The organism is Variovorax sp. EBFNA2, from assembly GCF_033802765.1.
GTDB lineage: Bacteria > Pseudomonadota > Gammaproteobacteria > Burkholderiales > Burkholderiaceae_C > Variovorax > Variovorax paradoxus_H.
Genome location: NZ_CP138496.1, coordinates 2,321,667 through 2,347,905, shown reverse-complemented (window position 1 = coordinate 2,347,905; position 26,239 = coordinate 2,321,667). Strand labels below are relative to the sequence as shown.

Annotated in this window: 30 protein-coding genes; 14 read left to right on the top strand and 16 right to left on the bottom strand. The window is 65.6% G+C overall.

The annotated features are described in order from the left end of the window. The first annotated feature begins 1 nt into the window (after window position 1). On the top strand, window positions 2-901 hold the full coding sequence (gene dapA, locus RZE79_RS10900) for a 4-hydroxy-tetrahydrodipicolinate synthase (RefSeq protein ID WP_319360419.1): 900 nt from the start codon (window positions 2-4) through the stop codon (window positions 899-901). On the opposite strand, the gene RZE79_RS10895 is transcribed toward dapA, so the two are convergent. The 7 genes from RZE79_RS10895 to RZE79_RS10865 are packed head-to-tail and all read right to left on the bottom strand — an operon-like array spanning window position 888 to window position 8,007. Continuing rightward, entirely contained in the window at window positions 888-1,139 is a 252-nt protein-coding gene (locus tag RZE79_RS10895; RefSeq protein WP_319360418.1) for a MoaD/ThiS family protein, read from the bottom strand. The genes dapA and RZE79_RS10895 overlap by 14 nt on opposite strands. A gap of 8 nt (window positions 1,140-1,147) precedes the next feature. Continuing rightward, the gene (glp, locus tag RZE79_RS10890) at window positions 1,148-2,437 is read right to left on the bottom strand and encodes a gephyrin-like molybdotransferase Glp (protein ID WP_319360417.1); all 1,290 of its coding nucleotides are present in this window, start codon (window positions 2,435-2,437) and stop codon (window positions 1,148-1,150) included. After that, on the bottom strand, window positions 2,430-2,975 hold the full coding sequence (gene mobB, locus RZE79_RS10885; RefSeq protein WP_153285057.1) for a molybdopterin-guanine dinucleotide biosynthesis protein B: 546 nt from the start codon (window positions 2,973-2,975) through the stop codon (window positions 2,430-2,432). Before mobB ends, glp begins: the two co-directional genes overlap by 8 nt. 16 nt (window positions 2,976-2,991) lie before the next feature. Beyond that, window positions 2,992-4,407, bottom strand: a complete 1,416-nt coding sequence (gene thrC, locus RZE79_RS10880; protein ID WP_319360416.1) for a threonine synthase — start codon at window positions 4,405-4,407, stop codon at window positions 2,992-2,994. Next, window positions 4,404-5,726 (bottom strand): homoserine dehydrogenase, encoded by a 1,323-nt coding sequence (locus RZE79_RS10875; RefSeq protein WP_153285059.1) that lies wholly within the window; start codon window positions 5,724-5,726, stop codon window positions 4,404-4,406. The genes thrC and RZE79_RS10875 overlap by 4 nt, the downstream gene beginning before the upstream one ends. Before the next feature lie 14 nt (window positions 5,727-5,740). Further along, the gene (locus RZE79_RS10870) at window positions 5,741-6,778 is read right to left on the bottom strand and encodes a DUF1176 domain-containing protein (protein ID WP_319360415.1); all 1,038 of its coding nucleotides are present in this window, start codon (window positions 6,776-6,778) and stop codon (window positions 5,741-5,743) included. Next, window positions 6,775-8,007, bottom strand: coding sequence for a pyridoxal phosphate-dependent aminotransferase (locus tag RZE79_RS10865; protein WP_319360414.1), 1,233 nt, complete (start codon window positions 8,005-8,007; stop codon window positions 6,775-6,777). Before RZE79_RS10865 ends, RZE79_RS10870 begins: the two co-directional genes overlap by 4 nt. Window positions 8,008-8,107: 100 nt before the next feature. Between RZE79_RS10865 and RZE79_RS10860 the strand changes: the two genes are divergently transcribed. The 8 genes from RZE79_RS10860 to RZE79_RS10825 all read left to right on the top strand — a co-directional run bounded on the left by RZE79_RS10860 (window position 8,108) and on the right by RZE79_RS10825 (window position 13,668). Continuing rightward, window positions 8,108-8,491, top strand: a complete 384-nt coding sequence (locus RZE79_RS10860; protein ID WP_319360413.1) for an Mth938-like domain-containing protein — start codon at window positions 8,108-8,110, stop codon at window positions 8,489-8,491. 144 nt (window positions 8,492-8,635) lie between these two features. After that, window positions 8,636-9,112, top strand: coding sequence for a peroxiredoxin (locus RZE79_RS10855; RefSeq protein WP_062472998.1), 477 nt, complete (start codon window positions 8,636-8,638; stop codon window positions 9,110-9,112). Between the two features lie 217 nt (window positions 9,113-9,329). Continuing rightward, window positions 9,330-11,117, top strand: coding sequence for a PhoH family protein (locus tag RZE79_RS10850; RefSeq protein ID WP_319360412.1), 1,788 nt, complete (start codon window positions 9,330-9,332; stop codon window positions 11,115-11,117). A 162-nt stretch (window positions 11,118-11,279) separates the two neighbouring features. Next, the gene (locus RZE79_RS10845; RefSeq protein ID WP_319360411.1) at window positions 11,280-11,651 is read left to right on the top strand and encodes a VOC family protein; all 372 of its coding nucleotides are present in this window, start codon (window positions 11,280-11,282) and stop codon (window positions 11,649-11,651) included. 5 nt (window positions 11,652-11,656) lie between these two features. Further along, entirely contained in the window at window positions 11,657-12,106 is a 450-nt protein-coding gene (locus RZE79_RS10840; protein ID WP_319360410.1) for an EVE domain-containing protein, read from the top strand. A 43-nt stretch (window positions 12,107-12,149) separates the two neighbouring features. Then, window positions 12,150-12,599, top strand: a complete 450-nt coding sequence (locus tag RZE79_RS10835; protein WP_319360409.1) for a GyrI-like domain-containing protein — start codon at window positions 12,150-12,152, stop codon at window positions 12,597-12,599. After that, window positions 12,596-12,919: a hypothetical protein gene (locus RZE79_RS10830; RefSeq protein WP_319360408.1), complete on the top strand. Its 324-nt coding sequence runs from the start codon at window positions 12,596-12,598 to the stop codon at window positions 12,917-12,919. The genes RZE79_RS10835 and RZE79_RS10830 overlap by 4 nt, the downstream gene beginning before the upstream one ends. Beyond that, window positions 12,919-13,668, top strand: coding sequence for a YafY family protein (locus RZE79_RS10825; protein WP_319360407.1), 750 nt, complete (start codon window positions 12,919-12,921; stop codon window positions 13,666-13,668). Before RZE79_RS10830 ends, RZE79_RS10825 begins: the two co-directional genes overlap by 1 nt. Before the next feature lie 19 nt (window positions 13,669-13,687). Here RZE79_RS10825 and dnaB read toward each other — a convergent pair whose 3' ends face one another. From dnaB to ppsA, 7 genes are all read right to left on the bottom strand, one after another. Then, the gene (gene dnaB, locus RZE79_RS10820) at window positions 13,688-15,094 is read right to left on the bottom strand and encodes a replicative DNA helicase (RefSeq protein WP_056583115.1); all 1,407 of its coding nucleotides are present in this window, start codon (window positions 15,092-15,094) and stop codon (window positions 13,688-13,690) included. A 181-nt stretch (window positions 15,095-15,275) separates the two neighbouring features. After that, the gene (gene rplI / locus RZE79_RS10815) at window positions 15,276-15,728 is read right to left on the bottom strand and encodes a 50S ribosomal protein L9 (protein WP_319360406.1); all 453 of its coding nucleotides are present in this window, start codon (window positions 15,726-15,728) and stop codon (window positions 15,276-15,278) included. Window positions 15,729-15,743: 15 nt separating this feature from the next. Next, complete coding sequence (gene rpsR / locus RZE79_RS10810) at window positions 15,744-16,025, bottom strand: 30S ribosomal protein S18 (protein ID WP_007830781.1); 282 nt, start codon at window positions 16,023-16,025, stop codon at window positions 15,744-15,746. 21 nt (window positions 16,026-16,046) lie between these two features. Further along, complete coding sequence (gene priB, locus RZE79_RS10805; RefSeq protein ID WP_319360405.1) at window positions 16,047-16,361, bottom strand: primosomal replication protein N; 315 nt, start codon at window positions 16,359-16,361, stop codon at window positions 16,047-16,049. A gap of 4 nt (window positions 16,362-16,365) precedes the next feature. Further along, window positions 16,366-16,740 (bottom strand): 30S ribosomal protein S6, encoded by a 375-nt coding sequence (rpsF, locus tag RZE79_RS10800; protein WP_153285067.1) that lies wholly within the window; start codon window positions 16,738-16,740, stop codon window positions 16,366-16,368. Between the two features lie 116 nt (window positions 16,741-16,856). After that, window positions 16,857-17,324, bottom strand: a complete 468-nt coding sequence (locus RZE79_RS10795) for a hypothetical protein (protein WP_319360404.1) — start codon at window positions 17,322-17,324, stop codon at window positions 16,857-16,859. 225 nt (window positions 17,325-17,549) lie between these two features. Continuing rightward, window positions 17,550-19,946: a phosphoenolpyruvate synthase gene (gene ppsA / locus RZE79_RS10790; protein WP_153285069.1), complete on the bottom strand. Its 2,397-nt coding sequence runs from the start codon at window positions 19,944-19,946 to the stop codon at window positions 17,550-17,552. A 193-nt stretch (window positions 19,947-20,139) separates the two neighbouring features. On the opposite strand from ppsA, the gene RZE79_RS10785 reads away from it, so the two are divergent. Beyond that, window positions 20,140-20,961 carry a pyruvate, water dikinase regulatory protein gene (locus RZE79_RS10785; protein ID WP_056583104.1) on the top strand — a complete coding sequence of 274 codons (822 nt, stop codon included), beginning with the start codon at window positions 20,140-20,142 and terminating at the stop codon, window positions 20,959-20,961. 81 nt (window positions 20,962-21,042) lie between these two features. Here the strand turns inward: RZE79_RS10785 and ahpF are convergent, their stop codons facing one another. After that, on the bottom strand, window positions 21,043-22,611 hold the full coding sequence (gene ahpF / locus RZE79_RS10780) for an alkyl hydroperoxide reductase subunit F (protein ID WP_319360403.1): 1,569 nt from the start codon (window positions 22,609-22,611) through the stop codon (window positions 21,043-21,045). 89 nt (window positions 22,612-22,700) lie between these two features. Next, entirely contained in the window at window positions 22,701-23,264 is a 564-nt protein-coding gene (gene ahpC / locus RZE79_RS10775; RefSeq protein WP_153285071.1) for an alkyl hydroperoxide reductase subunit C, read from the bottom strand. Between the two features lie 261 nt (window positions 23,265-23,525). On the opposite strand from ahpC, the gene bfr reads away from it, so the two are divergent. From bfr to RZE79_RS10755, 4 genes are all read left to right on the top strand, one after another. Continuing rightward, window positions 23,526-24,002, top strand: a complete 477-nt coding sequence (gene bfr / locus RZE79_RS10770) for a bacterioferritin (protein ID WP_062473038.1) — start codon at window positions 23,526-23,528, stop codon at window positions 24,000-24,002. Between the two features lie 131 nt (window positions 24,003-24,133). Continuing rightward, entirely contained in the window at window positions 24,134-24,781 is a 648-nt protein-coding gene (locus RZE79_RS10765; protein ID WP_153285073.1) for a PepSY-associated TM helix domain-containing protein, read from the top strand. Between the two features lie 95 nt (window positions 24,782-24,876). Further along, window positions 24,877-25,377 (top strand): DUF2271 domain-containing protein, encoded by a 501-nt coding sequence (locus RZE79_RS10760; protein ID WP_174543631.1) that lies wholly within the window; start codon window positions 24,877-24,879, stop codon window positions 25,375-25,377. Between the two features lie 52 nt (window positions 25,378-25,429). Beyond that, window positions 25,430-26,239: a DUF4198 domain-containing protein gene (locus RZE79_RS10755; RefSeq protein WP_319360402.1), complete on the top strand. Its 810-nt coding sequence runs from the start codon at window positions 25,430-25,432 to the stop codon at window positions 26,237-26,239.

The following is a 26,239-nucleotide window of genomic DNA, read 5'->3' as shown; positions in this document are numbered from 1 at the left end:
CGTGCCACATCAACCCACCACCGCCGACACCCCCACCGATTTCTCGGGCCTGTGGGTCGCCCTCGTCACCCCGTTCCGCGATGGCGCGGTCGACCACACCGCCCTGGCGGCGCTCGTCCGGCGGCTTGCCGACGATGGCGTGACCGGCTTCGTGCCCTGCGGCTCGACCGGCGAAGCCGCCGCGCTCGACGAGGCCGAACAGCTCGCCGTGCTCGACACCGTGCTGACGGCCGCGGGCGGACTGCCGGTCGTCATGGGCATGTCGGGCTACCACTTGGGCAAGGCCGCGGCCTGGGCGCGCAAGCTCTCGGAACGCCCGCTGGCGGGCCTGCTGGTGTCCGCGCCGCATTACATCCGCCCGTCGCAGGCCGGCGTGCGCGAGTGGTTCCACGCCATCGCCGATGCCAGCACGATTCCCGTGCTGGTCTACGACATTCCCTATCGCACCGGCGTGACCATCGCGCGCGAGACGCTGCTGGCTTTGGCCGAGCACCCGCGCATCCGCGGCATCAAGGACTGCGGCGGCGACATGGCCAAGACGCGCGCGGTGATCGCCGACGGCCGGCTGCAGGTGCTCACGGGCGAAGACCACCAGATCTTCGCCACCATGGCCGAAGGCGGCGTGGGCGCCATCGCGGCCAGCGGCCATGTGCAGACGAAGCGCCTCGTGCGGCTGGTTCACCTGCTGGCCGAGAACCGGCTGGCCGAGGCGCGCGCCGAATGGCAGCCGCTGCAACCGCTGCTGGAGATGCTGTTTGCCGAACCGAACCCGGGCCCGCTGAAGGCGCTGCTGGCGCATGCGGGCGAACTGCACGACGAGCTGCGCTCGCCGATGACGCGCGCGTCGGACGGTCTGCGCGAACGCCTCGTGGCGCTGGACGCGAAGCTCAGCCGCCCGTGACGGGCGGGAAGAACGCGACTTCGCAGTCGTCGCTCAGCGCGGCGGCTTCGTCGCTCATGGCCTGGTCGAGCGCCATGCGCACGGCCTTGCCGCGTGCGAGCGCGCTGGCGTAGGGGCCGCCACGGGCGATGAGCTCGTCGCGCAGGGCCGCGAGCGTGCCGGCCTGCGTGTCGACGGTTTCGCCGCTGCTGGACAGTGCCTCGCGCACCGAGGCGAAATAACGGATACGGACTTTCATGGGAAGACTCAGCCGAGCAACGATGCGAGGGGAATGACGTTCACGGTGTCGCCGACCTTGATCGTCCGGCCCGCCGGGTTGTCGACCAAGCCGTCGCCCCAGACCATCGACGTGAGCACACCCGAACTCTGGTTGGCGAACAGGTCGAGCCCGCCCGCCGCGTTGCGCCGCACGCGCAGGAACTCGCGGCGCTTGTCGGCGCGCAGCCAGTCGAAATCGGCGCGCAGCGGCACGGCCTCGGGCGTCACACGCGTGGCGCCCTGCAGCGTGAGCAGAAAGGGTCGCACCAGCATCAGGAAGGTCAGGAAGCTCGACACCGGGTTGCCGGGCAGACCCGTGACATGGCAGGCGCCCTGCCCGTTGCTGCGGGCAATCGAGCCGTAGGCGAAAGGCTTGCCGGGCTTCATCGACAGCGACCACAGCTGCAGCTCGCCGAGCGACTGCAGCGCGGCGCGGATGTGGTCTTCCTCGCCGACCGAGACGCCACCGGTCGTGATGATCAGGTCGCTCGTTTCGGCCGCGTCGCGCAACGCGGCGATGGTGGCTTCGCGGTTGTCGGGCACGATGCCCAGGTCGTTCACCTCGCAGCCCAGGCGGTGCAGCAGCGCGCGCATGAAGAAGCGGTTCGAGTTGTAGATCGCGCCGGGCTTCATGGCGTCGGGCGCGACCTCGCCGGGCATCACCAGCTCGTCGCCGGTGGAGAGCATGGCCACGCGCGGCTTGCGCGCGACCTGCAGCGTGTCGAAGCCGACGCTCGCGGCCAGGCCGAGCGCGGCGGGTGTGAGGCGTTCACCGCGTTTGAGCACCACATCGCCCGAGGCCACGTCTTCGCCCGCGCGACGCACCCACTGGCCGGCCACGGGCGCGATGGCGATGCGCACCGATCCCAGGCCGCCCTCTTGCGGCTTGGCGGCCGTGTCTTCCTGCATGACGACCGCGTCGGCGCCCTCGGGGATCTGCGCGCCCGTGAAGATGCGCGCCGCCGTGCCAGCCGCGAGCGGCGTGCCGACGGTGCCGGCGGGGATGCGCTGCGTCACGGTCAGTTCGGTGCCGGGCGTGGCGCAATCGGCCGCGCGCACGGCATAACCGTCCATCGCGCTATTGTCGCGCGGCGGCACGGTGAGGCCCGAGACGAGGTCCTGCGCCAGCACGCGTCCGTCGGCGTCGAAGGTGCCGACGCTTTCGGCCGGCAGCAGCGGCTGCGCCTTGGCGAGCAGCACCGCGATCGCTTCGTCCAGAGGCATCAGCGGCGGGCGCAAGGACGAGGCGGCGAAGGGAACGGGAGAAGAGTCAGCCATGGTGTTCGGGGTTGTAGTCGAAGCGCTCGCCGCTGTCGATCAACCACGTCGCAATGGCCTCGGCGTCGTTGAGGTCGAGCACCGGACGCACCGTGGGCTCGGGCAGGCCCGCCGGCGCATCGGTGGCGATGGCGGTGACGAAGGGGTCGTCGATGTACAGCGCGGCGCGCGGCGCCTCGCCGTCGCCGCTCGGGCGCCAGACCTCGATCTTGAGCACGTCGCTGTGCCGGAAGCCCTCGACCAGCACCCAGTCGACCGCCGGGTGCAGCTCGGCGAGCAGCTGGTGCACCGTGAGATCGGCGGGCACCTCGAACTCGCGCATCAGCGCAAGCCGCTGGTCGGACGCCACGACCACCTCGAAGGCCCCGGCCTGCCGGTGGCGCCAGGTGTCCTTGCCGGCATGGTCGATGTCGAAGCGATGGTGCGCGTGCTTGACCACCGACACGCGCAGGCCGCGCTGCTTGAGCACGGGAATCAGGCGCTCCACCAGCGTGGTCTTGCCCGCGCCCGAGTAACCGGCGAAGCCGACGACCTTCATGCCGTGGCCGCCTGCGTCAGTCGCAGTGCTCGGCGATGTAGGCCTTGACGGCCTCGGCATCGGCCGGCAGCTGGACCACGCGCTTGGGCAAGGCTTCGATGCCTTCGAACTTCTTCGGGCGCGCGGGCTCTTCGCCCAGCGCCTCGACCACCGTGGCTGCGAACTTGATCGGCAGCGCGGTTTCAAGCACCACCATCGGCACGCCGGGCACGAGCTGTTCGCGCGCGGCCTTGAGGCCGTCGGCGGTGTGCGGGTCGATCAGCGTGGCGAAGCGCTTCTCCGTGTCGCGAATCATCGCGAGCCGGTCGGCATGCGTGCTGCGGCCGCTGCGGAAGCCGAAGCGCTCGGCCGCCTGCTGGAACGCCGGGTCGGCGCTCAGGTCGAAGCTGCCCTTCAGGCCCAGGTCGTCCACGAACAGCTGGCGCAGGCGGGCCGCATCGCGACCGACCAGGTCGAACACGAAGCGTTCGAAGTTGCTGGCCTTGCTGATGTCCATCGACGGGCTCGAGGTTTCGTGCGTGTCGACTGCGGCGCGCACGCGGTACACGCCGGTGCGGAAAAACTCGTCGAGCACGTCGTTCTCGTTGGTGGCGACGACCAGCGTCTGGATCGGCAGGCCCATCATGCGTGCCACGTGGCCCGCGCACACGTTGCCGAAATTGCCCGAGGGCACCGTGAAGCTCACCGGCTTGTCGTTGCTCGCCGTGGCCTGGAAATAGCCCGCGAAGTAATAGACGACCTGCGCCAGCAAGCGCGCCCAGTTGATCGAGTTGACCGTGCCGATGCGGTATTTGCGCTTGAAGCCCAGGTCGTTCGACACCGCCTTGACGATGTCCTGGCAGTCGTCGAACACGCCGGTGATGGCGATGTTGTGGATGTTCTCGTCCTGCAGGCTGAACATCTGCGCCTGCTGGAACGGGCTCATGCGGCCGTCGGGCGAGGTCATGAAGACGCGCACGCCCTTCTTGCCGCGCATGGCGTACTCGGCCGCACTGCCGGTGTCGCCGCTGGTCGCGCCCAGGATGTTGAGCTCGGCGCCGCGGCGGGCCAGTTCGTACTCGAACAGGTTGCCCAGCAGCTGCATCGCCATGTCCTTGAAGGCCAGCGTGGGGCCGTTGGACAGGGCTTCGAGGTACACGCCGTCTTCGAGCTCGCGCAGCGGCACGATCTCGTCGGAGCCGAACACTTCGGCCGTGTAGGTCTTCGCGCAGATCGCCTTCAGGTCGGCCGCAGGAATGTCGTCGATGTACAGCGAGAGGATCTCGAAGGCCAGCTCGTTGTACGGCAGCGCGCGCCATTTGGCGAGCGTGTCGGTGTCGACCTGCGGGTACGTTTGCGGCAGGTACAGGCCGCCATCGGGCGCGAGGCCTTCGAGGAGGATTTCGCAGAAGCGCTTGCGGTCGGGGTGGCCGCGGGTGCTCAGGTAGTTCACTTCAACTCTTCCTTGCGGATGCGCACGATGGGTTCGAGCACGGTCGGCAGCGCCTGCAGCTCGGCCATGACGTCGTCGACGGTGCCTTCGCGCGCGTCGTGCGTGAGGATGATGAGGTCGGTCTGCGTGGAACCTTCGCCGCCCACTTCGTCGGCTTCGCGCTGCAGCACGGCATCGATGCTGATGCCGGCGGTGGCCAGCAGGCCCGTCACCTTGGCGAGCACGCCGGCCTGGTCGGCCACGCGCAGGCGCAGGTAGTAGCTGGTGACGACTTCCGACATCGGCAGCACCTTCAGGTCGCTCATGGCGTCGGGGTGGAAGGCCAGGTGCGGCACGCGGTGCGCGGCGTCGGCGGTGTGCAGGCGCGTGATGTCGACCAGGTCGGCAATGACGGCGCTGGCGGTCGGCTCGCTGCCGGCGCCCTTGCCGTAGTACAGCGTGGTGCCGACGGCGTCGCCGTGCACGACCACGGCGTTCATCGCGCCTTCGACGTTGGCCAGCAGGCGCTTGGACGGCACCAGCGACGGGTGCACGCGCAGTTCGATGCCCTGGGAAGTGCGCTTGGTGATGCCCAGCAGCTTGATGCGGTAGCCGAGTTGTTCGGCGTACTTGATGTCCTGTGCGGCGAGCTTGGTGATGCCCTCGACGTGGGCCTTGTCGAACTGCACGGGGATGCCGAAGGCGATGGCGCTCATCAGCGTGACCTTGTGCGCGGCGTCGACGCCTTCGATGTCGAAGGTGGGGTCGGCTTCGGCGTAGCCCAGACGCTGGGCTTCCTTCAGCACGGTGGCGAAGTCCAGGCCCTTGTCGCGCATCTCGGACAGGATGAAGTTGGTGGTGCCGTTGATGATGCCGGCCAGCCACTGGATGCTGTTGGCGGTGAGGCCTTCGCGCAGCGCCTTGATGATCGGGATGCCGCCGGCCACCGCGGCCTCGAAGGCCACCATCACGCCCTTGGCGTGCGCGGCCGCGAAGATCTCGGTGCCGTGCACGGCGAGCAGCGCCTTGTTGGCCGTGACCACGTGCTTGCCGGCCGCGATGGCCTCGAGCACGAGTTGCTTGGCAATGCCGTAGCCGCCGATGAGTTCGATGACGATGTCGATGTCGGGGTTGGCAATGACTTCGCGCGCATCGGCGACCACGGTCACGCCTTCGCCGGCCACTTCGCGGGCGCGGGCGGTGTCGAGGTCGGCCACCATGGTGATCTCGATGCCGCGGCCGGCGCGGCGCTTGATTTCTTCCTGGTTGCGCTGGAGCACCTTGAAGGTGCCGCTACCGACCGTGCCTGCGCCGAGCAGGCCTACTTGGATGGATTTCATGGGAGGGGTCGCGTTCATGGTTTGGAGGGGGTGAGGGACGGTGCTGCGGCGTCCACGAGGCGGCTGACGTAGCGCGGCAGGCTCCAGGCGCCGCCCGCGAAGCCGCGGCACATGCCGTCGCCGGACGCGCCGGTGCGCACGAAGGTCGTGCCGTTGAAGTGCCAGGTTTCACTCGACCAGCAGTCGCCGATGCCGCGGCCCTTCATGGCCGAGGTGACGCTGGCGTCCTTGTCATCGAAGTCGCCGTTCGCCTCGAGGGACACCGGCGCATGGGGCGGCTTGTCGTTGGCGATCCAGAGCAGGCTCGAATAGTTGTACGCGCCCATGCCGCAGCCCATCGACAGCAACACCTTGCTGCCGCTCAGGCGGACAACGTCCAGCGACTTGGCGCTGAGGTCCGTGCTGTTGTTGCACTGCTCCTTCACTGCGGCGATGTCGAGCGACGGAAAGATGCGCGCGGGCAGCGCGGCGTCGCCGGGCCGCGCCTTCGGCGGCTTGACGATGTTGACGACAGGGGCTGGCAACGCAGGCAGCACGGACGATTCGGGCTTGGTGCCGCGGCGCACCAAGGCGCCTGGCGTGCCGATGCGGCCTTGGGTGTCGTCCATCTTCAGCAGCACGGCGTTGAGGCCGGCGAGCGACAGCGTCCACTTCTTGCCGCCGTTGGCGGTGACGGTCGCCTCGTCGCTCTTGAGCAGTTCAGGAAGGAGGGTGCGGACCTGCTGGGCGTCGAGCGTGGCCGTGTCGGGCTTGAGCCCTGCAACGGAGGCCTTGCCGACCTTGAACCGCAACGGGCCTTTCACATCGCCTTCGCCACCGACCTGGAGCTGAACTTCGACGGGTTGATCGGGCCCGGCGGCGCGCGTGAGCAGCATCGACACGGGCTCCGAGACACCGCTGTCCGCCTGGTAGCCGGCGGCGCGGCAGGTGCGCGTGTTGTCGCAGACCAGCTCCCAGTCGTTGTGCGAGAACGAGACCGGATCTTTCTTCCCGGCCGCGCCGACAGACAGTGCGCCCAGCAGCAGCGCGGCAGCGACGCAGGCGGACTTCATGGCCCCGTCTTGCGACGCAACCGGTACTGCTCCAGGAACTTGGCGATGCGGTGGATGGCCTCGCGCAAGTCGTCTTCGTGGGGCAGGAACACGATGCGGAAGTGGTCCGGCGTGGCCCAGTTGAAGCCGGTGCCCTGCACCAGCATCACGCGGGTCTCTTTCAGCAGCTCGAGGAAGAACTGGCGGTCGTCCGCGATCGGATAGACCTCGGGGTCGAGCTTGGGAAACATGTAGAGCGCGGCGCTGGGCTTGACGCAGCTCACGCCCGGAATGGCGGTGATCAGTTCGTAGGCCAGGTCGCGCTGGCGGCGCAGGCGGCCGCCCTCGCACACGAGGTCGTTGATGCTCTGGTAGCCGCCGAGCGCCGTCTGGATCGCCCACTGGCCCGGCACGTTGGCGCACAGGCGCATGTTCGAGAGCATGTTCAGGCCCTCGATGTAATCCTGTGCGCTGCGCTTGTCGCCCGACACCACAAGCCAGCCGGCGCGATAGCCGCACGAACGGTAGCTCTTGGACAGCGAATTGAAGGTCAGCGTGAGCACATCGGTCGACAAGCTGGCAATGGCGGTGTGCTTGACGCCGTCGTACAGCACCTTGTCGTAGACCTCGTCGGCGAAGATCACGAGGCCGTGCTCGCGAGCGATCTCGACGAGGCTCTTGAGCAGGTCGTCGGAATAGAGCGCGCCGGTCGGGTTGTTCGGGTTGATGACCACGATGCCCTTGGTGCGCGGCGTGATCTTGGCGCGGATGTCGGCCAGGTTCGGCATCCAGCCGTTGTCCTCGTCGCACAGGTAATGCACCGGCGTGCCGCCCGACAGGCTCGTGGAGGCGGTCCACAGCGGGTAGTCGGGGGCCGGCAGCAGCAACTCGTCGCCGTCGTTGAGCAGCGCGTTGGTGGACATGGCGATCAGCTCGCTGGCGCCGTTGCCCAGGTAGATGTCGTCGAGCGTGACGCCCGCGATGCCCTGCTTCTGGGTTTCGTGCATCACGGCCTTGCGCGCCGCGAAAACACCCTTGCTGTCCGAGTAACCCGCCGAGGTCGGCAGGTTGCGGATCATGTCCTGCTGGATCTCCTCAGGCGCATCGAACCCGAACACGGCCAGATTGCCGATGTTGAGCTTGATGATCTTCTGGCCTTCTTCCTCCATCTGCTTGGCGGCGTCCATGATGGGACCGCGGATGTCATAGAGGACGTTGGCCAGCTTGGCCGATTTCTTGAGCTGCTTCAAAGGGGCCCTCCCGGGCGGGTTTACTCGAAGGTCAAAGGCCCCTGCGGGCCTCGTGTCACTAGGGAAAACCTATAATTTGACCACAGTTCCCAGTGCCCCGATGAAGCTCCAGCCCGACAAATCAGACGCCCAGACCCTCACCGCACACGGCCCCGGCTGGGTCGCGATCAACAACGAAAAGGTGGAGGGCAGCGTGGTCGTGGGTTCGCGTGGCGAACGCTTTGTCTGGGATTGCACGCGTTTCGACCAGTTGGGCCCCGAACATTTCGCGCAATTGGCCTCTTTGGGCGCCGAATTGGTCATTTTCGGCAGCGGAACCCGCATCCGATTTCCCCAGCCCACATGGCTGCAGCCCCTGATGGCGCAACGCACCGGCGTGGAGACCATGGACACCCCGGCGGCCTGCCGAACCTACAACATCCTGGCCGGTGAAGGCCGGCACGTGATCGCCGCCCTGCTCGTCGAGCGCCCGACCGGTGGCTGAGAGAGGGGTTTTCGAGGTAAAATACCGGGTTGCGAACCGGCCAGCTACCCAAAGTTAGCAACGACCAATCCTCCATTCTTCGAGCAAGCCTGTAAAGGGCTGAGAGGGCTCGGAGAACGGAATCTAACGGAGAAAACAAGTTTCATGGCGATCGTTGTCAACAAACCCATTCCTGAATTCGACGCCAACGCCACGGGCGGCATCAAGGTTTCGAATACCTCGCACCTCGGCCACGTCATGGTCATGTATTTTTACCCGAAAGATAACACTCCGGGTTGCACGACCGAAGCGATGCAGTTCCGCGACCACTACAAAGACTTCGAAAAAGCAGGTGCCACGGTCTTCGGCGTGTCGCGCGACAACATGAAGTCGCACGACGAATTCAAGGCCAAGCTCGAACTCCCGTTCGAACTGATTGCCGACACCGAAGAAAAAATGTGCCACATGTTCGGCGTGGTCAAGAACAAGATCATGTACGGCAAGAAGGTCAAGGGCATCGAGCGCAGCACGTTCCTGATCGGCGCCGACGGCATCCTGAAGGCCGAATGGCGCGGGCTCAAGGTTCCGGGTCATGTCGAAGACGTCCTCAAGGCCGTCAAGGCACTCAAGAAGGCTGCCTGATCGCGCCGCAAGGCACCGGGCGTGCGCTTTTGCATCAAGTCGTGGGAATTGCCCCACGCAGTGTGCAAAGAGCCTCCGGTGCGTCTTTTGCGGTGTGCATAATGGCCTCATGCCGTTGAGCTCCACGACCGCATCCTCCGAACGAAGCCGCCTGGGTCTACAGGCGGCTTTTTCGTTTTCCGGCCCTTCTCTTTCTTCCTTGCGAGCGACCTGACCCATGCCACTGCCTCCCGCCCCCACGAAACGCGCCGCATTGCTCTCGCCGGACGCAATCGACGCACCTGCCCGTCCCTCGCACAGAAACTCGCGCCGTTCCGGCGATTCGCGCGACGACGCCCCCGCCAAGAGCGGACCGCAGCCGCTGGAGCTGTTCGACAACCTCGGCACGGACGGCGGCGGCGATGCACCGGCCGCGCGCCCGGCACGCCGCTCGAAAACCAAGGCCGCGCCCACGTCGGCACCGACGAGCACACCGCAGCAGCAACCACCCGCGATGGTGCAGGTCGAGACGCGCGTGCCCACGCCCGCCCCCGCAGCCGCCACGCCCGCCGCTGCACCCCAGCCCCCGGCACGCCCCAAACGCAAGTCCACCGGTCCGGCCAAGCTGTTCGTGCTCGACACGAACGTGCTGCTGCACGACCCGATGTGCCTGTTCCGCTTCGAAGAGCACGACATCTTCCTGCCGATGATCGTGCTGGAAGAGCTCGACGGCCACAAGAAAGGCACGACCGAAGTCGCGCGCAACGGCCGCCAGACCAGCCGCACGCTCGATGCGCTGGCCGGTGCGCAGGACGCCGACATCGACAAGGGCCTGAAGCTCGACACCACCGGCCATCGCGAGGCCGGCGGGCGGCTGTTCTTCCAGACTGCGCCGCTCGACTACTCGCTGCCGGTCAGCCTGCCCCAGGGCAAGGCCGACAACCAGATCCTGGGCGTGGTCCAGGCCTTGCGCGACGAATACGCGAAAGACCGCCCGGGCAAGGCGAAGCAGGAAGTGGTGCTGGTGTCGAAAGACATCAACATGCGCGTCAAGGCGCGCGCCCTCGGCCTGGCCACCGACGACTACCAGAACGACAAGACGCTGGAAGACGGCGACCTGCTCTACGCCGGTTCGCTCGCGCTCCCGCCCGACTTCTGGACCCGCCAGAGCAAGACGGTCGAAAGCTGGCAGAGCGGCAGCAACACGTTCTACCGGATCAGCGGTCCGATCGTGCCCAACCTGTACATCAACCAATTCGTCTTCTTCGAGGCGCCCGGCGAGCCGAGCATGTACGCGCGCGTCACCGAAATTCGCGACAAGACCGCGGTGCTCAAGACGCTCAAGGACTACAGCTCAGGCAAGAACGCCGTGTGGGGCGTGAACACGCGCAACCGCGAGCAGAACTTCGCGATGAACCTGCTGATGGACCCGGAGATCGACTTCGTCACGCTGACCGGCACCGCCGGCACCGGCAAGACCCTGATGGCACTGGCTTCGGGCCTCACGCAGGTGCTGGACGACCGCCGCTACACCGAGATCATCATGACCCGCGCCACGGTGAGCGTCGGTGAAGACATCGGCTTCCTGCCCGGTACCGAGGAAGAAAAGATGGGCCCCTGGATGGGCGCGCTCGACGACAACCTCGAGTTCCTGGCCAAGGGCGACGGCGGCGGCGCCGGCGAGTGGGGCCGCGCGGCCACCAACGAGCTGATCCGCAGCCGCATCAAGGTCAAAAGCATGAACTTCATGCGCGGGCGCACCTTCCTGAACAAGTACGTGATCATCGACGAGGCGCAGAACCTCACGCCCAAGCAGATGAAGACGCTGATCACCCGCGCCGGCCCCGGCACGAAGATCATCTGCATGGGCAACCTCGCGCAGATCGACACGCCCTACCTCACCGAAGGCTCGTCGGGCCTGACCTTCGCGGTCGACAAGTTCAAGGGCTGGCCGCACGGCGGACACATCACGCTGGCGCGCGGCGAACGCTCGCGTCTGGCCGATTTCGCAAGCGACGTGCTCTAAGTTCATCGGCCCCGGCCGACACCAGCCCGCGCATGCTCCTGGAGCATCGCGGGCTTTTTTTTTTTCGTCCGCCATGACAGGCTACTGACAAGACGTTGTCAGGAGGCGGCTCGCACCATGCAGGCTCCTTCCACCGCAACAACGAACGAAAGCGAGCACCTCATGACAACCACCGCCATCACCTGGTTCGAGATTCCCGTCGCCGATCTGGACCGCGCCCAAGCCTTCTACGAAACCGTGCTCGCGCGCAAGCTGCGCCGCGAGGACTTCGGCGGCAACCCCTTGGTCGTGTTCCCCTACGACGAACCCGCCACCGGCGGCGCGCTGAAGCCCGGCGCCAACACCAGCGCGCAGGCCGGCAGCGGCATCCGCGTCTACCTCGACTGCATCGGCATCGATGCCGTGCTCTCGCGCGTCGAGGCGGCTGGTGGACAGATCGTGGCGCCCAAGTCGGCATTGCCGCCCGGCATGGGCTTCATCGCCCACCTGCGCGACACCGAAGGCAACGAAGTCGGCCTGCACGCCCCAGCCTGAAGACCATGGCACAACGCAACTGGATTGCGGTCGCCAGCGCCGAGCATGCCCGGCGCGGGCGGGACCACCGGCCGCTCGGGTTCATGCAGCTGGGCCACGGCAAGCTCGCACCGCTCAAGCGCGTGGCGGCGGGCGACCGCGTGGCCTACTATTCGCCGGCCACGGTGTTCGGCGGCACGGACAAGCTGCAGAGCTTCGTGTCGCTTGGCATCGTCCAGCCTGGCGATCCCTACGAGTTCGACATGGGCAACGGCTTCGTCCCGTGGCGTCGCGACGTGGCCTACGTCGCCGCACACGAAGCGCCCATCGCCCCGCTGATCGAACGCCTCGCCTTCATCGAAACCCCGAAGCAATGGGGCTACAAGTTCCGCTTCGGCCTGTTCGACATCACTGACATCGACATGAAACTGATCGCACAGACGATGAAGGCCGAACCGAAGGCGCTCCTGTTTTGAGCGCCTTCGCCCTCCTCATCCGACACCTCCGCAGAAAACCCTCATGGCCCCCCTCCGCCAACACCACGACGCCTTCCGGGTCTCCGGCCTCACAGCACGCACCACCAACCGCGAAGAAAGCGACCCCGCCACCGCACGCATCGGCGCACTGTGGAACCGCTTCTTCGGCGAGCAGACCTACAACGCGACGCCGCACCGCACCGGCGATACGCGCATCTTCAGCGTCTACTCCGCCTACGAATCGGACGCGCACGGCGCTTTCGACGTGACGGCCGGCGTGGCCGTTGCGGAGGGCCCGAACAGCATCGCTATCGAAGCAGGCGACTACCTCGTGTTCACCGGCCGCGGCGAGATGCCGCAGATGGTGATCGCCACGTGGCAACGCATCTGGCAGTATTTCGAGGCGCATCCGGAAATCGTTCGCCGCTACCGCAGCGATTTCGAAGCCTACGAGGGGCCGGACGCAGTGGCGATCCACATCGGAGTCTCATGAGCACACGCAAGGGCTGGCGCGACCGGCTGGCCGGCTACCCGAACCGGCCGAACGTGAAGGCCACTCTCCCGGCCATGCGCGCGCAGCACGGCAAAGGCACCATCGCCGCGCCCTCGCCCGCCGAAGTCGAGGAGGCCATGCGCGACGTGCCCGAGGGCCGGCTCGCGACGGTGTTCGGCATTGGCGAAGAGATGGCAGAACGCCATCACGCGACCATCCGCTGCACGGCGACCACAGCGATCTTCGCCCGCATGGTCGTCCAGCGCGGCAAGCGCTACTTTGTCGAGGACTTCGCCAGAAAGCTCGTCGGAACGCGTTGATGCGACGCGCCGATCGCCTCTTCCAACTCGTGCAGCTCATCCGCGGCCGCCGGCTCACCACGGCTGCCTTTCTGGCGCAGCGCCTGGAGGTGTCGGAGCGCACGGTGTACCGCGACGTGGCCGACCTGCAGCACCAGGGTGTGCCGATCGAAGGCGAAGCCGGCGTCGGCTACCGGCTGGGCGCGGGCTTCGAGTTGCCACCGTTGATGTTCACGCAGGACGAAGCATCGGCGCTCGTGGCCGCCGCGCGCATGACCCAGAGCTGGGTCGATCCGGCGATGGCGCGCAACATCGAGACCGGCCTGGGAAAGATCCTGTCGGTGCTGCCGCCGGCCGCGCGCGTCTCGGCCGAGGCGCTGGCGCTGTATGCGCCCGCGCTCGGTCTCGACGACGCCCTGCGCACCCGGTTGCAGACGCTGCGTGAAGCCGTGCAGGCGCACCAGAAGCTGCGGCTGGACTACCGCGACGTCTCGGGCGACGCCAGCGAGCGCACCGTGCGGCCGCTGGGCTGCTTCTACTGGGGCAAGGTCTGGACGCTCTCGACGTGGTGCGAGCTGCGCAACGATTTCCGCGGCTTCCGGGTCGATCGCATGGAGGGCGTGGAAGTGCTCGCGGCCCGCTTCCAGGACGAGCCGGGCAAGACGCTGGCCGACCTGCTGCGGCAGGTGAAGGCCGAAGCGGCGCGGCACAAGGTGTGGGAACAGAAGCCGCCGGCCTCGACGCCCGAACCCGGCAGCAACGCCGGCTGACGGCCTGCCGCGCGACCGGTCAGTACTCGTCGTTGTTGCTGTAGCCGACGAGGTTTTCGAACTTGGTGATCGGCTTCAGGAAGGCCAGCTTGACCGTGCCGGTCGGGCCGTTCCGGTGCTTGCTGATGATCACCTCGGCCACGCCCGGCTCCTTCGACTCCTTGTTGTAGTAGTCGTCGCGGTAGATGAACATGATGATGTCCGCGTCCTGCTCGATGGCGCCGGATTCGCGCAAGTCGCTCATCATGGGGCGCTTGTCGGTACGGGCTTCCACGCCGCGGCTGAGCTGCGACAGCGCGATCACCGGACACTTCAGTTCCTTGGCCAGCATCTTCAGGCCGCGCGAGATTTCACCCACGGCCGTGGCGCGGTTCTCGTCGCCCGAGCTGCTGGTCGACATGAGCTGCAGGTAGTCGACCACGATCAGGCCCAGGCGCCCGTACTGCCGCGCCAGCCGGCGCGCATTGGCGCGCAGCTCGCTGGACGAGAGACCCGGCGTCTCGTCGATGTGCAGCGACACCGTGCGCAGCTTCTCGATGGCTTCGGTCAGACGCGGCCACTCTTCGTCGCTGAGTTTGCCGGTGCGCAGATGGCCCTGGTCGATGCGGCCGATGGAGCCCACGATACGCACCGCCAGCTGGGCGGCGCCCATTTCCATCGAGAACACCGCCACCGGCAGCCCCTCTTCGAGCGCCACGTGCTCGGCGATGTTGATCGCCAGCGAGGTCTTGCCCATCGACGGACGTGCGGCCAGCACGATCATGTCGCCCGGCTGCAGGCCCGAGGTCATCTTGTCGAAATCGTTGAAGCCGGTGCGCACGCCCGTGATGTCGTTCGGGTTCTCGGCCATCTCGGTCACGCGGTCGAGCAGCTCGACCACCAGGGAATCCATGCTCTGGAAACCCTGCTTCATCCGCGTGCCTTCTTCGCCGATGTTGAAAATCTTCTGCTCGGCTTCGTCCAGGATTTTGTCGACCGGTTTGCCCTGCGGATTGAAGGCGTTGGTCGCGATTTCGTCGGCGGCTGACACCAGCTTGCGCAGGATGGAACGCTCGCGCACGATCTCGGCGTAGCGCCGGATGTTGCTCGCGCTCGGCACGTACTGCGCCAACGAATTCAGGTAGACCAGCCCGCCGATGTCGTCGGCCTTGCCGAGGTTCTGCAACTGCTCGAAGACCGTGATCACGTCGGCCGGCTTGCTGGCATTGATCAGCCCGCCGATGGCCGCATAGATCAGCTTGTGCTCATGGCGGTAGAAGTCGCCGTCGACCAGCAGGTCGCCCATGCGGTCCCAAGCGCCGTTGTCCAATAACAAGCCCCCCAGCACACTGGATTCGGCCTCGATGGAGTGAGGCGGAATGCGCAATTGCGCGATCTGACGGTCGGCCGACGAATCATTGTCGGCATAGGAGAAAACGGCGGACATGGACTTCCCTTGCAACCCTGCATGCTAAGCCGCGCGGGGCGCGACGTGTGTGGACAAGGTTGTTAATAAACAGTGAACTTCCGGTGCGCCGAGGTGGACAACTTGGACAACTCGCGCGCAGAAAAGAAAAAGCCGCCCGAAGGCGGCTTTCTTGCGTCAGCGCACAGGGCGCTGCAAACGATCAGGCGGTTTCGCCGTAGACCGTGACGGTGATCTCGACGACCACGTCGGTGTGCAGCGAGACGCTCACGGTGTTGTCGCCAACGACCTTGATCGGGCCGTTGGGCAGACGCACTTGCGACTTGGCAACCTTGTAGCCCTGCTTGTTCAGCTCTTCGGCGATGTCGCCGTTGGTGACCGAACCGAACAGACGACCGTCCACGCCAGCCTTTTGGGTCAGCTTGACGGTCGAGCCGGCGAGCTTCTCGCCCTGGGCTTGCGACTCGGCCAGCTTGACGGCGGCAGCCTTTTCGAGTTCGACGCGCTTGGCTTCGAATTCGGCCTTGTTGGCAGTGGTGGCGCGACGGGCGCGGCCCGAGGGGATCAGGAAGTTGCGTGCGTAGCCGTCCTTGACCTTGACGATGTCGCCCAGGCCGCCGACGTTCAGAACCTTGTCCAGAAGAATGATTTGCATGGTGTGTGCTCCTTCTTAGACGCGGTGCTGGTCGCTGTACGGCACCATGGCCAGGAAGCGCGCGCGCTTGATGGCGGTGTTCAGCTGACGCTGGTAGATCGCGCGGGTGCCGGTCAGGCGTGCGGGGATGATCTTGCCGTTTTCGCTGATGAAGTCACGCAGCGTGTCGATGTCCTTGTAGTCGATTTCTTCGACGCCAGCGACGGTGAAACGGCAGAAGCGCTTGCGCTTGAACAGCAGCGACTGGGTGTTGCGCTTCGGGCGCTTGTCTTTGTTGAATTTCTTGAACGTGGCCATTGGGGGACCTCTTGTCGAAAATTAATCTTGCTGAAAATCCTGGATGTGCAGGACCGGATGCTTGCCGTTGCCCGGTGTCGCGAGAAACCCCTGGAATCGCCAGAGACTTCCCATCGACTGTCTTGCGAGCCGCTCGGCGATGGCGCCGAACGCAACAGCCTTGAGGGCCGCCTTCACCTGCCGAGGCTTCCCTGCCTCCTGGAGCGTCGACTCATGGTCGAGCTTCAGATCGAGAGCGGGAAGGCCGGCTGGCGTATATCGCAGGGTTCCGAGTTCGGCGACAGAGGCGGTCAGCAGAAGCTGGTTGACCCCGGTCGCCACAGCGGCAGCCGTCACGCCATCAGTTGTTGTTGGCGGCGTATTCGGCCTGCTGGGCCTTGCGGGCCTCTTCGCGCTCGACCGTCTTCATCATCGACGAAGGACCGGTGTCGGCCTTCTTCTTCTGAACGGTCAGGTGACGCAGCACGGCATCGTTGAACTTGAACGCGTGTTCCAGTTCAGCCATCACGGCTTGTTCAGCTTCGATGTTGACGCACAGGTAGTGAGCCTTGTTGAGCTTGTTGATCTGGTACGCCAGCTGACGGCGGCCCCAGTCTTCAACGCGGTGGACCTTGCCGCCGCCGGCCGTGATCAGGCCCTTGTAACGCTCCAGCATGGCCGGAACTTGTTCGCTCTGATCCGGGTGGATGAGCAAGATGATTTCGTAGTGACGCATGGCACTCCTTGTGGATTCTTCCGTGGAAGAGGAAAAGCCATCCGCAGCGTCGGGCGCGGTATGGCAAGGCAAAGCCGGCGATTATAGCCCTGTCTTGCGCGATCCGGCAAGGCGCCTCAGTCGTTGAGGGCCTTGTCGAGCGCGGCGGCCTTCTCCGGGCCCACGGCGGCGCGGATCTTGGGCGCCAGCGCCAGGAGGTCTTCGTAGCTGGTCGTGCCTTCGACCTGGAGGTTGAGCCGGAAGCCCATCAGGCCCAGGCTGCCGGTCAGTTGGGTGGCGATGGGGTAGGCGTCTTTGTAGCGCTGCTGGCGGCTGCGGCCGGAAGATACAGCCGGTACAGCCGGCGCCGGGGCCGCCACCACGGCAGCGGGCGCCGCGGCCGGCTGGCCGTCCAAGGGCGCCAGCAGGCCCAGCGCGATCATTTGATCGACCTCTTCACGCCCGATGCCCAGGCCCGAGCCCAGCACGTCGTCGATCGAGCGTTTGCCGTCGAACTGGATGAACGCCGAGCGCTGGCGCGGCGTCAACGGCACCGAGCGGTCCTTGAGGACCTGCTGTCCGGCTTCCGTCTTGACAAGAATCATGGGGGTCTCCGGCGAAGTGCTGACACGGGCCCGGACGGGCCTGTGCCGCCTCAGGCGGGCAGCCGGGATACGGCGCCTGCGAATGTCACGAGTCTGACACCGGAAACGCACTTTGTTTCATTTGCACGGGACAAGCACGGGGGAATCCCCCATGGGGATTTCCGCCATTCGCCGCGTTGCATCACGCGGCGAGCATGCCTTGGGGCATGCCCGCCGCGCGCTGGCTCAGCCTCGTTGGGCCAGCTGCTGCCAGGTGTCGATCACGCTGTCCGGGTTCAGCGAAATCGATTCGATGCCCTGCTCCGCCAGCCACAGCGCGAAGTCCGGGTGGTCGCTGGGGCCCTGGCCGCAGATGCCGACGTACTTGCCTTCGGCCTTGCAGGCCTTGATGACACGGCTCAGCAGCGCCTTGATGGCCGGATCGCGCTCGTCGAAGTCGGCCGCCAGCAGTTCGAGGCCGGAGTCGCGGTCCAGGCCCAGCGTGAGCTGGGTCAGGTCGTTCGAACCGATCGAGAAACCGTCGAAGAACTTCAGGAACTCTTCCGGCAGCACGGCATTGCTCGGCACCTCGCACATCATGATCAGCTTGAGCGAGTTTTCACCGCGCTTCAGGCCGTGCTCGCCCAGCAGCGTGGTCACGCGCTCGGCCTGGCCCAGGGTGCGCACGAAGGGCACCATGATCTGCACGTTGGTCAGGCCCATGTCGTTGCGCACGCGCTTGAGTGCCTCGCATTCCATGGCAAAGGCCTCGCCGAAGTCGGCGCTCAGGTAGCGTGCGGCACCGCGAAAGCCCAGCATCGGGTTTTCTTCTTCGGGCTCGTAGCGGCTGCCGCCGATCAGCTTGCGGTACTCGTTCGACTTGAAGTCCGACAGGCGCACGATGACGGGTTTGGGCCAGAACGCGGCGGCGATGGTGGCAACGCCCTCGGTCACCTTGTCGACGTAGAACGCGCGCGGCGAGGCATGGCCACGGGCCACCGACTCGACGGCCTTCTTCAGGTCGTTGTCGACGTTCGGATAGTCGAGGATCGCCTTCGGGTGCACGCCGATGTTGTTGTTGATGATGAACTCCAGGCGGGCCAGGCCCACGCCGTGGTTCGGCAGCTGCGCGAAGTCGAAGGCGAGCTGGGGGTTGCCCACGTTCATCATGATCTTCAGGTCGATCTCGGGCATCACGCCGCGCTGCACTTCGGTCACTTCGGTCTCGAGCAGGCCGTCGTAGATGAAGCCGGTGTCGCCTTCGGCGCAGCTCACGGTGACGAGCGTGCCGTCCTTCAGCAGGTCGGTGGCATCGCCGCAGCCGACCACGGCCGGAATGCCGAGTTCGCGCGCAATGATCGCCGCGTGGCAGGTGCGCCCGCCGCGGTTGGTGACGATGGCGGCGGCGCGCTTCATCACCGGCTCCCAATTCGGGTCGGTCATGTCGGTGACGAGCACGTCGCCGGCCTGCACCTGGTCCATTTCGCTGATGTTGTGCACGATGCGCACGGCACCGGTGCCGATCTTCTGGCCGATGGCACGGCCTTCGGCCAGCACGGCGCCCTTGCCCAGCAGCTTGTAGCGCTGCTCGGCCTTGCCCTGCTGCTGGCTCTTCACGGTTTCGGGACGCGCCTGCAGGATGTAGAGGTGGCCGTCGGTGCCGTCCTTGCCCCACTCGATGTCCATCGGGCGGCCGTAGTGTTCTTCGATCACCAGCGCGTAGCGGGCCAGTTGCTCGACATCGGCGTCGCTCAGCGAGTAGCGGTTGCGCTGCTCGGCCTTGACGTCGGTGGTCTTGACCAGCTTGCCGCTCGCCTTCTTTTCTTCGGGCGTGGCGAACTCCATCTGGATCAGCTTGGAGCCGAGGTTGCGGCGGATGACGGCCTTCTTGCCGGCCTTGAGGGTCGGCTTGTGCACGTAGAACTCGTCGGGATTCACCGAGCCCTGCACCACCGTCTCGCCCAGGCCGTAGCTCGAGGTGATGAACACCACCTGGTCGAAGCCCGATTCGGTGTCGATGGTGAACATCACGCCGGCGGCGCCGAGGTCGGAGCGCACCATGCGCTGCACGCCGGCCGAGAGCGCGACCACGTCATGCTCAAAGCCCTTGTGCACGCGGTAGCTGATGGCGCGGTCGTTGTAGAGGGAGGCGAACACCTCCTTCATCTTGTGCAGCACGTCGTCGATGCCGACCACATTCAGGAAGGTTTCCTGCTGACCGGCGAACGAAGCGTCGGGCAGGTCTTCGGCGGTGGCCGACGAGCGCACGGCGAACGAAGCGGACGGGTTGCCGGCGCTCAGCGTGGCGAAGGCTTCGCCGATGGCTTTCTGCAGGTCGGCCGGGAACGGCTGGGCCTCGACCATGGCGCGGATTTCGGCACCGGCCGCGGCCAGGGCGCGCACGTCTTCGGTGTCCAGCGCGGCCAGGCGCTTGCTGATCTTGTCGGCCAGGCCGTCGTGCGCTAGGAACTGGCGGAACGCGTGGGCCGTGGTCGCAAAACCGGTCGGCACGCGCACGCCCTGTGGCAACTGCGAGATCATTTCGCCGAGGCTGGCGTTCTTGCCGCCAACCGACTCGACGTCGGTCATCCTCAGGTTTTCAAATGGCACGACCAGTGCGGTCGCCTCGAAAAGTGCAGACATGGGGAAGCTCCAGAAGTTGAAACCGGCGCTGCATGCAGACGGCGCAGCACGATCGTTGTCGTTGCTTTGGGTGCGGTCGCGGTGTGCATGGAAAGAATTCGAGGGGGTTGGGAAAGCGGATTCCCGATAATGGCCCGGATTGTAGGCGTGGCAGGTCGCGCGCGCCGCAGGACTCCGCCGCAAAAGCAACACCATGCATACACGCACTGTTTTCTTCGTCTCCGACGGCACCGGCATCACCGCCGAAACCTTCGGCAATGCCGTTCTGGCCCAGTTCGAGATGAAGCCGCGCCACGTGCGGCTGCCGTTCACCGACACGGTCGACAAGGCGCACCAGGCGGTGCGGCAGATCAACCACACGGCCGAAATCGAGGGCGTGCGGCCCATCGTGTTCACCACGCTGGCCAACATGGACGTGCTGGGCGTGATCGAAACCGGCTGCAAGGGCATGCTGCTGGACATGTTCGGCACCTTTGTGCGCCCGCTGGAGATCGAGTTGGCCATGAAGTCGAACCACCGCATCGGCCGCTTCAGCGACGTCAGCAAGAGCAAGGCCTACAACGACCGCATCGCGGCCATCGACTTCAGCCTGCAGCACGACGACGGCCAGAGCAACCGCGACCTGGAAGGCGCCGACCTGATCCTGGTCGGCGTGAGCCGCAGCGGCAAGACGCCCACTTCGCTCTACCTGGCGATGCAGCACGGCCTGAAGGCGGCCAACTACCCGCTGATTCCCGAAGACTTCGACCGCCGCCAACTTCCGCCGGCGCTGAGCCCGCACCGCAAGAAGATCTTCGGCCTGACGATCCAGCCCGAGCGGCTGAGCGAGATCCGCAACGAGCGCCGGCCCAACTCGCGCTACGCCAGCCTCGAGAACTGCCGCCACGAAGTCAGCGAGGCCGAAGCCATGATGCGGCGCGCCGGCATTCGCTGGCTCTCGACGACGACCAAGTCGATCGAGGAAATCGCCACCACGATCCTGCAGGAGCTGCGGCCGGAGCGGCTGATCTACTGAGCCGGCCGCCTCACCTGTTCGCACGAAAAAAGGGGTGCCATCTGTTCGATGGCACCCCTTTTCCTTTGAGAGCCCCTGGACTCAGGCCGGGGCCGACGTGCGGATCAGGTGGTCGAACGCGCCGAGCGCCGCCTTTGCGCCGTCGCCGGCCGCGATGATGATCTGCTTGAACGGCACCGTGGTGACGTCACCCGCCGCGAACACGCCGGGTACCGAGGTCTGCCCGCGTGCATCGACCACGATCTCGCCGTGCTTCGTGAGCTCGACCGTGCCCTTGAGCCAGTCGGTGTTGGGCACGAGGCCGATCTGGATGAACACGCCTTCGAGCTCGACCTTCTTCAACTCGCCCGTAGCGCGGTCCTTGTAGACCAAGCCGTTGACCTTCTGGTCGCCGGTGATCTCGGTGGTCTGCGCGTTGGTGAACACGTCGACGTTCTTCAGGCTCTTGAGCTTGCGCTGCAGCACGGCGTCGGCGCGCAGTTGCGTGTCGAACTCGATCAGCGTGACGTGGCCGACGATGCCGGCGAGGTCGATGGCGGCCTCGACACCCGAGTTGCCGCCGCCGATGACGGCGACGCGCTTGCCCTTGAACAACGGACCGTCGCAGTGCGGGCAGTAAGCCACGCCCTTGTTCTTGAACTCGTGTTCGCCGGGCACGTTGATATTGCGCCAGCGGGCACCGGTCGAGATGATGACGCTCTTGCTCTTGAGCGAGGCGCCGCTCTCGAGCTGCACCTCGATGAGGTCGTTGCCCGGCCCTGCATTGGGCACAAGGGCCTTGGCGCGCTGCAGATTCATGATGTCGACGTCGTAGTCGCGCACGTGCTCTTCGAGGGCGTGGGCGAACTTCGGTCCTTCGGTTTCCTTGATCGAGATGAAGTTCTCGATGCCCAGCGTGTCGAGCACCTGGCCGCCGAAGCGCTCCGAGGCGACGCCCGTGCGGATGCCCTTGCGCGCGGCGTACACGGCGGCTGCGGCACCAGCCGGGCCACCGCCGACGATCAGCACGTCGAAGGCGTCCTTGGCGGCGATCTTGGCGGCTTCGCGCTCGACGCCGCTGGTGTCGATCTTGGCGAGGATTTCTTCCAGGCTCATGCGGCCCTGGCCGAACTCGGTGCCGTTCAGGAACACGGTCGGCACGGCCATGATTTGGCGTTCCTTCACTTCGTCCTGGAAGGTGCCGCCCTCGATCATCGTGGTGCGGATGCGCGGGTTCTGAATGGCCATCAGGTTCAGCGCCTGGACCACGTCGGGGCAGTTGTGGCAGGTGAGCGAGACGTAGATTTCGAACTCGAAATCGCCGTCGAGCGCCTTGATCTGGTCGAGCACGGCCTGCTCGACCTTGGGTGGGTAGCCGCCGATCTGCAGCAGCGCAAGGATCAGCGACGTGAATTCATGGCCCATCGGCAGGCCGGCAAAGCGGGGGCCGTGGTTTTCGCTCGGGCGGTTGACCGAGAACGAGGGCTTGCGGTGGTTGTCGTCGCGGCTTTCGGTCAGCGTGACCAGCGGCGACGATTCGGCCACGTCCTTCAGCAGCGACAGCATCTCGCCCGAGGCCTTGCTGTCGTCGAGCGAAGCGACGATCTCGATCGGCTGCGTGGCGCGTTCGAGGTAACTCTTCAATTGGGCTTTGGTGCTGGCGTCAAGCATGGCGGACTCTCTTTCGATAACTGAAAACTATCAACTCGGGACAAAAAAGCCCGGGGCCTCGTGAGCGCCCGGGCTTTCGCGCGGAGCGCTTAGATCTTGCCGACGAGGTCGAACGACGGAGCGATGGTCTTGTCGCCGTCATTCCACTTGGCGGGGCAGACTTCGTTCGGGTGCGCGGCGGTGTACACGGCTGCCTTCAGCTTGCGCAGCGTTTCCTTGACGTCGCGGGCGATTTCGTTGGAGTGCACTTCGGCGGTCTTGATGATGCCGTCCGGGTTGATCACGAAGGTGCCGCGCAGTGCCAGGCCTTCTTCGGGGATGTGCACGCCGAATGCGTTGGTGAGTGTGTGGGTCGGGTCGCCCACCAGCGGGAACTTGGCCTTGCCGACGGCCGGCGAGGTGTCGTGCCAGACCTTGTGCGAGAAGTGCGTGTCGGTGGTCACGATGTAGACCTCGGCACCCAGCTTCTGGAATTCGGGGTAGTGGTCGGCCGCGTCTTCGACTTCGGTCGGGCAGTTGAAGGTGAAGGCTGCCGGCATGAAGATCAGGACAGACCACTTGCCCTTGAGCGTCTCGTCGGACACATCGATGAACTTGCCGTTGAGGTAGGCCTGGGTCTTGAAGGGTTGGACTGCGGTGTTGATCAGGGACATGTTGATTCCTTGGATGCTCGGGTGGACAAAAATAAGTGCGAGCCATGAGTATAACTACCAATATCTAGTTTTCAATAGATATCAACTATTGAAAGTATTGGAACCCCCTATGTTTGCCATCGCCTCGCGCGTCGGCTTGCGGCAGGTCAATACGAACGTGTATCACCATCACACGCATGCAGACCGGCGCAGCATGGGTTTGCTTGCAAGGGCATGTTCTCCCCTCGGACAATCACCGCTTTCAGAACAAGGAAAAGAACCATGAAGGGCGACCCCAAAGTCATCGAACACCTGCAGGCGCAGCTCAAGAACGAGCTGACTGCGATCAACCAGTACTTCCTCCACTACCGCATGCTCAAGCACTGGGGCCTGGACAAGCTGGCAAAGAAGGAATACGAAGAGTCCATCGGCGAGATGAAGCACGCCGACAAGCTCATGGACCGCATCTTCATGCTCGACGGCCTGCCCAACCTGCAGGATCTGGGCAAGCTGAACATCGGCGAAGACGTGCCCGAGCTGCTGCGCTGCGACCTCGGCGCCGAAACCGGCGCGCAAGCGACCATCAAGGACGGCATCGCACATTGCGAATCGGTGCGCGACTATGTCTCGCGCGACCTGCTGCAAGAGATCCTGGACGACACCGAGGAGCACATCGACTTCCTCGAGACGCAGATCGACCTGATCGACCGCGTCGGCCTGCAGAACTACCTGCAGTTGCAGGTGGGCGAGCTCGAGTAAGCACAACGCACCGCCGTCATGGCATTGCAAACAAACGGGGCTTCGGCCCCGTTTTTTATTGCTCTTTACTTAACTTTATCCCCACTGAATAGCAGTCATTCTCATTCGCGCGAATACAATTCGCGCTTTCGATGACTGCCCCCGCCCGTTCCGACAACCGCCGCCGCGCCTATTGGCTCAAGACCCTCCACGAGTGGCATTGGGTCAGTTCCGCCATCTGTCTCGTCGGGATGATCCTGTTCAGCGTCACGGGCTTCACGCTCAACCACGCGGGCCAGATCGAGGCCAAGCCGGTCGTCACCACGCACAACGGCATCGTCGACGACGCGCTGCGCGCCCGCCTCGAACAGCAACTGCCGGCCGCCAAGGCCCAGCAGGGCAAAGCCCCGCTCCCCGCCGAACTGCAAGCCTGGCTGCGCAAGCAGTGGGACATCGACACCGTCGGCCGCGAGGCCGAATGGTCCGACGACGAAATCTACCTCTCGCTCCCCCGCCCCGGCGGCGACGCCTGGCTGCGCCTGAGCCTGCCCGAGGGCGAGGTCGAATACGAGCGCACCGACCGCGGCTGGCTCTCCTACTTCAACGACCTGCACAAGGGCCGCAACACCGGCACCGCCTGGAGCTGGTTCATCGACATCTTCGCGGCCGCCACGCTGGTCTTCTCGGTCACCGGGTTGTTCATTCTCAAGATGCATGCGGGCAACCGCCCCTTCACCTGGCCCATGGTGGGCATGGGGTTGGTGGTGCCCGTGCTGCTCGCGCTGCTGTTCATTCACTGACCGATCCGATAGTTGGATCGGTCGGCACGTTGTTTTTGTTGATTCAGGAAAAGAGGTTTCCCGTGCACCTTCGCTACTCGCTCGCACCGATTGCCATGTCGGCGCTGTTCGCGGCCCCGGCCATTGCGGCCGGCCTGTCGGTCAACATCGAGATCCCCAGGCTCAATGTGTCGGAGTACCACCGCCCCTACGTGGCGACCTGGATTGAGCGCGCCGACAGCACGATGGCTGGCACGTTGGCCGTCTGGTACGACGTGCGCACCAAGACCAACAACCCCGAAGGCGAAGGCACCAAGTGGCTCAAGGACATGCGCCAGTGGTGGCGCCGCGGCGGCCGTGAACTGGCGGTGCCGGTGGACGGCGTGACCGGCGCCTCCAAGCCCGCGGGCAAGCACCAGCTGAGCTTCACCGAAGGCTCGGGCGCGATGCCCAAGCTCGCCCCCGGCGCCTACAAGCTGGTGGTGGAAGCCGCCCGTGAAGTCGGCGGCCGCGAGGTCGTGACCATCCCGTTCCAGTGGCCGCCCACCGCCGCCGCGCAACCGGTTGCCGCCGGCAAGGAAGAGCTCGGCGAGATCAAGCTCGAACTCAAGCCCTGACTTCCGACCGACCTGCCCTCCCTTCGCCCGCCCTCTCATTCCAAGGACCCCCATGACCCGCTTCACCCTGCGCGCCGCCGGCCTCGCCCTCGCCCTTTCGGCCATTGCTTCCGTGACCCAGGCGCACAACGCCTGGCTGCTGCCCTCGAGCACCGTGCTGTCGAAGGCCGACACCGTGAGCGTCGATGCTGCTGTGTCGAACGACCTGTTCGTTGCCAACCACGCGCCGCTGCGCCTGGATGGCCTGCAGATCACCGCGCCCGACGGCAGCACTGTCAAGCCCGAAGCCGAGGCCAAGCTCAAGGCGCGCAACGTGTTCGACGTGAACGTCGCGCAGCCGGGCACCTACCGCATCGCGGTGGTCAACAACGGCGCGTTCGCCGCCTGGAAGGACAAGGCCACGGGCCAGAACAAGCGCGCACGCGGCACGGCAGAGACCATCGCCAAGGAAATCCCGGCCGACGCGCAAGACGTGACGATCACCCAATCGGCCGGCCGCATCGAGACCTTCGTGACCGTCGGCAAGCCCTCGGTGCTCAAGCCCATCGGCCAGGGCCTGGAGCTGATCTCCACCGGCAGCCCGACCGACCTCGTCAAGGGCGAGAAGGCCACCTTCACACTGCACCTGGACGGCAAGCCCGCCAAGGACCTCGAAGTGACCGTGACCGCCGGCAACACCCAGTACCGCGACAAGCTCGACGAAGTGAAGCTCAAGACCGACGACAAGGGCCAGTTCAGCGTGATCTGGCCGAGCGCCGGCATGTACTGGCTCGACGCCAGCACCAAGGACAGCAAGACCACCGTGCCGCAAGCCAAGGAACGCCGTCTGAGCTATGCGGCCACGCTGGAAGTGATGCCCTGA

Excerpts from the sequence above, each read along its gene's own strand:
- RZE79_RS10895 (WP_319360418.1), bottom strand. The coding sequence starts at position 1,139 with ATGAAAGTCCGTATCCGTTATTTCGCCTCGGTGCGCGAGGCACTGTCC.
- glp (WP_319360417.1), bottom strand. The coding sequence starts at position 2,437 with ATGGCTGACTCTTCTCCCGTTCCCTTCGCCGCCTCGTCCTTGCGCCCG.
- mobB (WP_153285057.1), bottom strand. The coding sequence starts at position 2,975 with ATGAAGGTCGTCGGCTTCGCCGGTTACTCGGGCGCGGGCAAGACCACG.
- RZE79_RS10875 (WP_153285059.1), bottom strand. The coding sequence starts at position 5,726 with ATGAAATCCATCCAAGTAGGCCTGCTCGGCGCAGGCACGGTCGGTAGC.
- RZE79_RS10870 (WP_319360415.1), bottom strand. The coding sequence starts at position 6,778 with ATGAAGTCCGCCTGCGTCGCTGCCGCGCTGCTGCTGGGCGCACTGTCT.
- RZE79_RS10860 (WP_319360413.1), top strand. The coding sequence starts at position 8,108 with ATGAAGCTCCAGCCCGACAAATCAGACGCCCAGACCCTCACCGCACAC.
- RZE79_RS10855 (WP_062472998.1), top strand. The coding sequence starts at position 8,636 with ATGGCGATCGTTGTCAACAAACCCATTCCTGAATTCGACGCCAACGCC.
- RZE79_RS10850 (WP_319360412.1), top strand. The coding sequence starts at position 9,330 with ATGCCACTGCCTCCCGCCCCCACGAAACGCGCCGCATTGCTCTCGCCG.
- RZE79_RS10845 (WP_319360411.1), top strand. The coding sequence starts at position 11,280 with ATGACAACCACCGCCATCACCTGGTTCGAGATTCCCGTCGCCGATCTG.
- RZE79_RS10840 (WP_319360410.1), top strand. The coding sequence starts at position 11,657 with ATGGCACAACGCAACTGGATTGCGGTCGCCAGCGCCGAGCATGCCCGG.
- RZE79_RS10835 (WP_319360409.1), top strand. The coding sequence starts at position 12,150 with ATGGCCCCCCTCCGCCAACACCACGACGCCTTCCGGGTCTCCGGCCTC.
- RZE79_RS10830 (WP_319360408.1), top strand. The coding sequence starts at position 12,596 with ATGAGCACACGCAAGGGCTGGCGCGACCGGCTGGCCGGCTACCCGAAC.
- RZE79_RS10825 (WP_319360407.1), top strand. The coding sequence starts at position 12,919 with ATGCGACGCGCCGATCGCCTCTTCCAACTCGTGCAGCTCATCCGCGGC.
- dnaB (WP_056583115.1), bottom strand. The coding sequence starts at position 15,094 with ATGTCCGCCGTTTTCTCCTATGCCGACAATGATTCGTCGGCCGACCGT.
- rplI (WP_319360406.1), bottom strand. The coding sequence starts at position 15,728 with ATGCAAATCATTCTTCTGGACAAGGTTCTGAACGTCGGCGGCCTGGGC.
- rpsR (WP_007830781.1), bottom strand. The coding sequence starts at position 16,025 with ATGGCCACGTTCAAGAAATTCAACAAAGACAAGCGCCCGAAGCGCAAC.
- rpsF (WP_153285067.1), bottom strand. The coding sequence starts at position 16,740 with ATGCGTCACTACGAAATCATCTTGCTCATCCACCCGGATCAGAGCGAA.
- RZE79_RS10795 (WP_319360404.1), bottom strand. The coding sequence starts at position 17,324 with ATGATTCTTGTCAAGACGGAAGCCGGACAGCAGGTCCTCAAGGACCGC.
- ppsA (WP_153285069.1), bottom strand. The coding sequence starts at position 19,946 with ATGTCTGCACTTTTCGAGGCGACCGCACTGGTCGTGCCATTTGAAAAC.
- RZE79_RS10785 (WP_056583104.1), top strand. The coding sequence starts at position 20,140 with ATGCATACACGCACTGTTTTCTTCGTCTCCGACGGCACCGGCATCACC.
- ahpF (WP_319360403.1), bottom strand. The coding sequence starts at position 22,611 with ATGCTTGACGCCAGCACCAAAGCCCAATTGAAGAGTTACCTCGAACGC.
- ahpC (WP_153285071.1), bottom strand. The coding sequence starts at position 23,264 with ATGTCCCTGATCAACACCGCAGTCCAACCCTTCAAGACCCAGGCCTAC.
- bfr (WP_062473038.1), top strand. The coding sequence starts at position 23,526 with ATGAAGGGCGACCCCAAAGTCATCGAACACCTGCAGGCGCAGCTCAAG.
- RZE79_RS10765 (WP_153285073.1), top strand. The coding sequence starts at position 24,134 with ATGACTGCCCCCGCCCGTTCCGACAACCGCCGCCGCGCCTATTGGCTC.
- RZE79_RS10760 (WP_174543631.1), top strand. The coding sequence starts at position 24,877 with ATGTCGGCGCTGTTCGCGGCCCCGGCCATTGCGGCCGGCCTGTCGGTC.
- RZE79_RS10755 (WP_319360402.1), top strand. The coding sequence starts at position 25,430 with ATGACCCGCTTCACCCTGCGCGCCGCCGGCCTCGCCCTCGCCCTTTCG.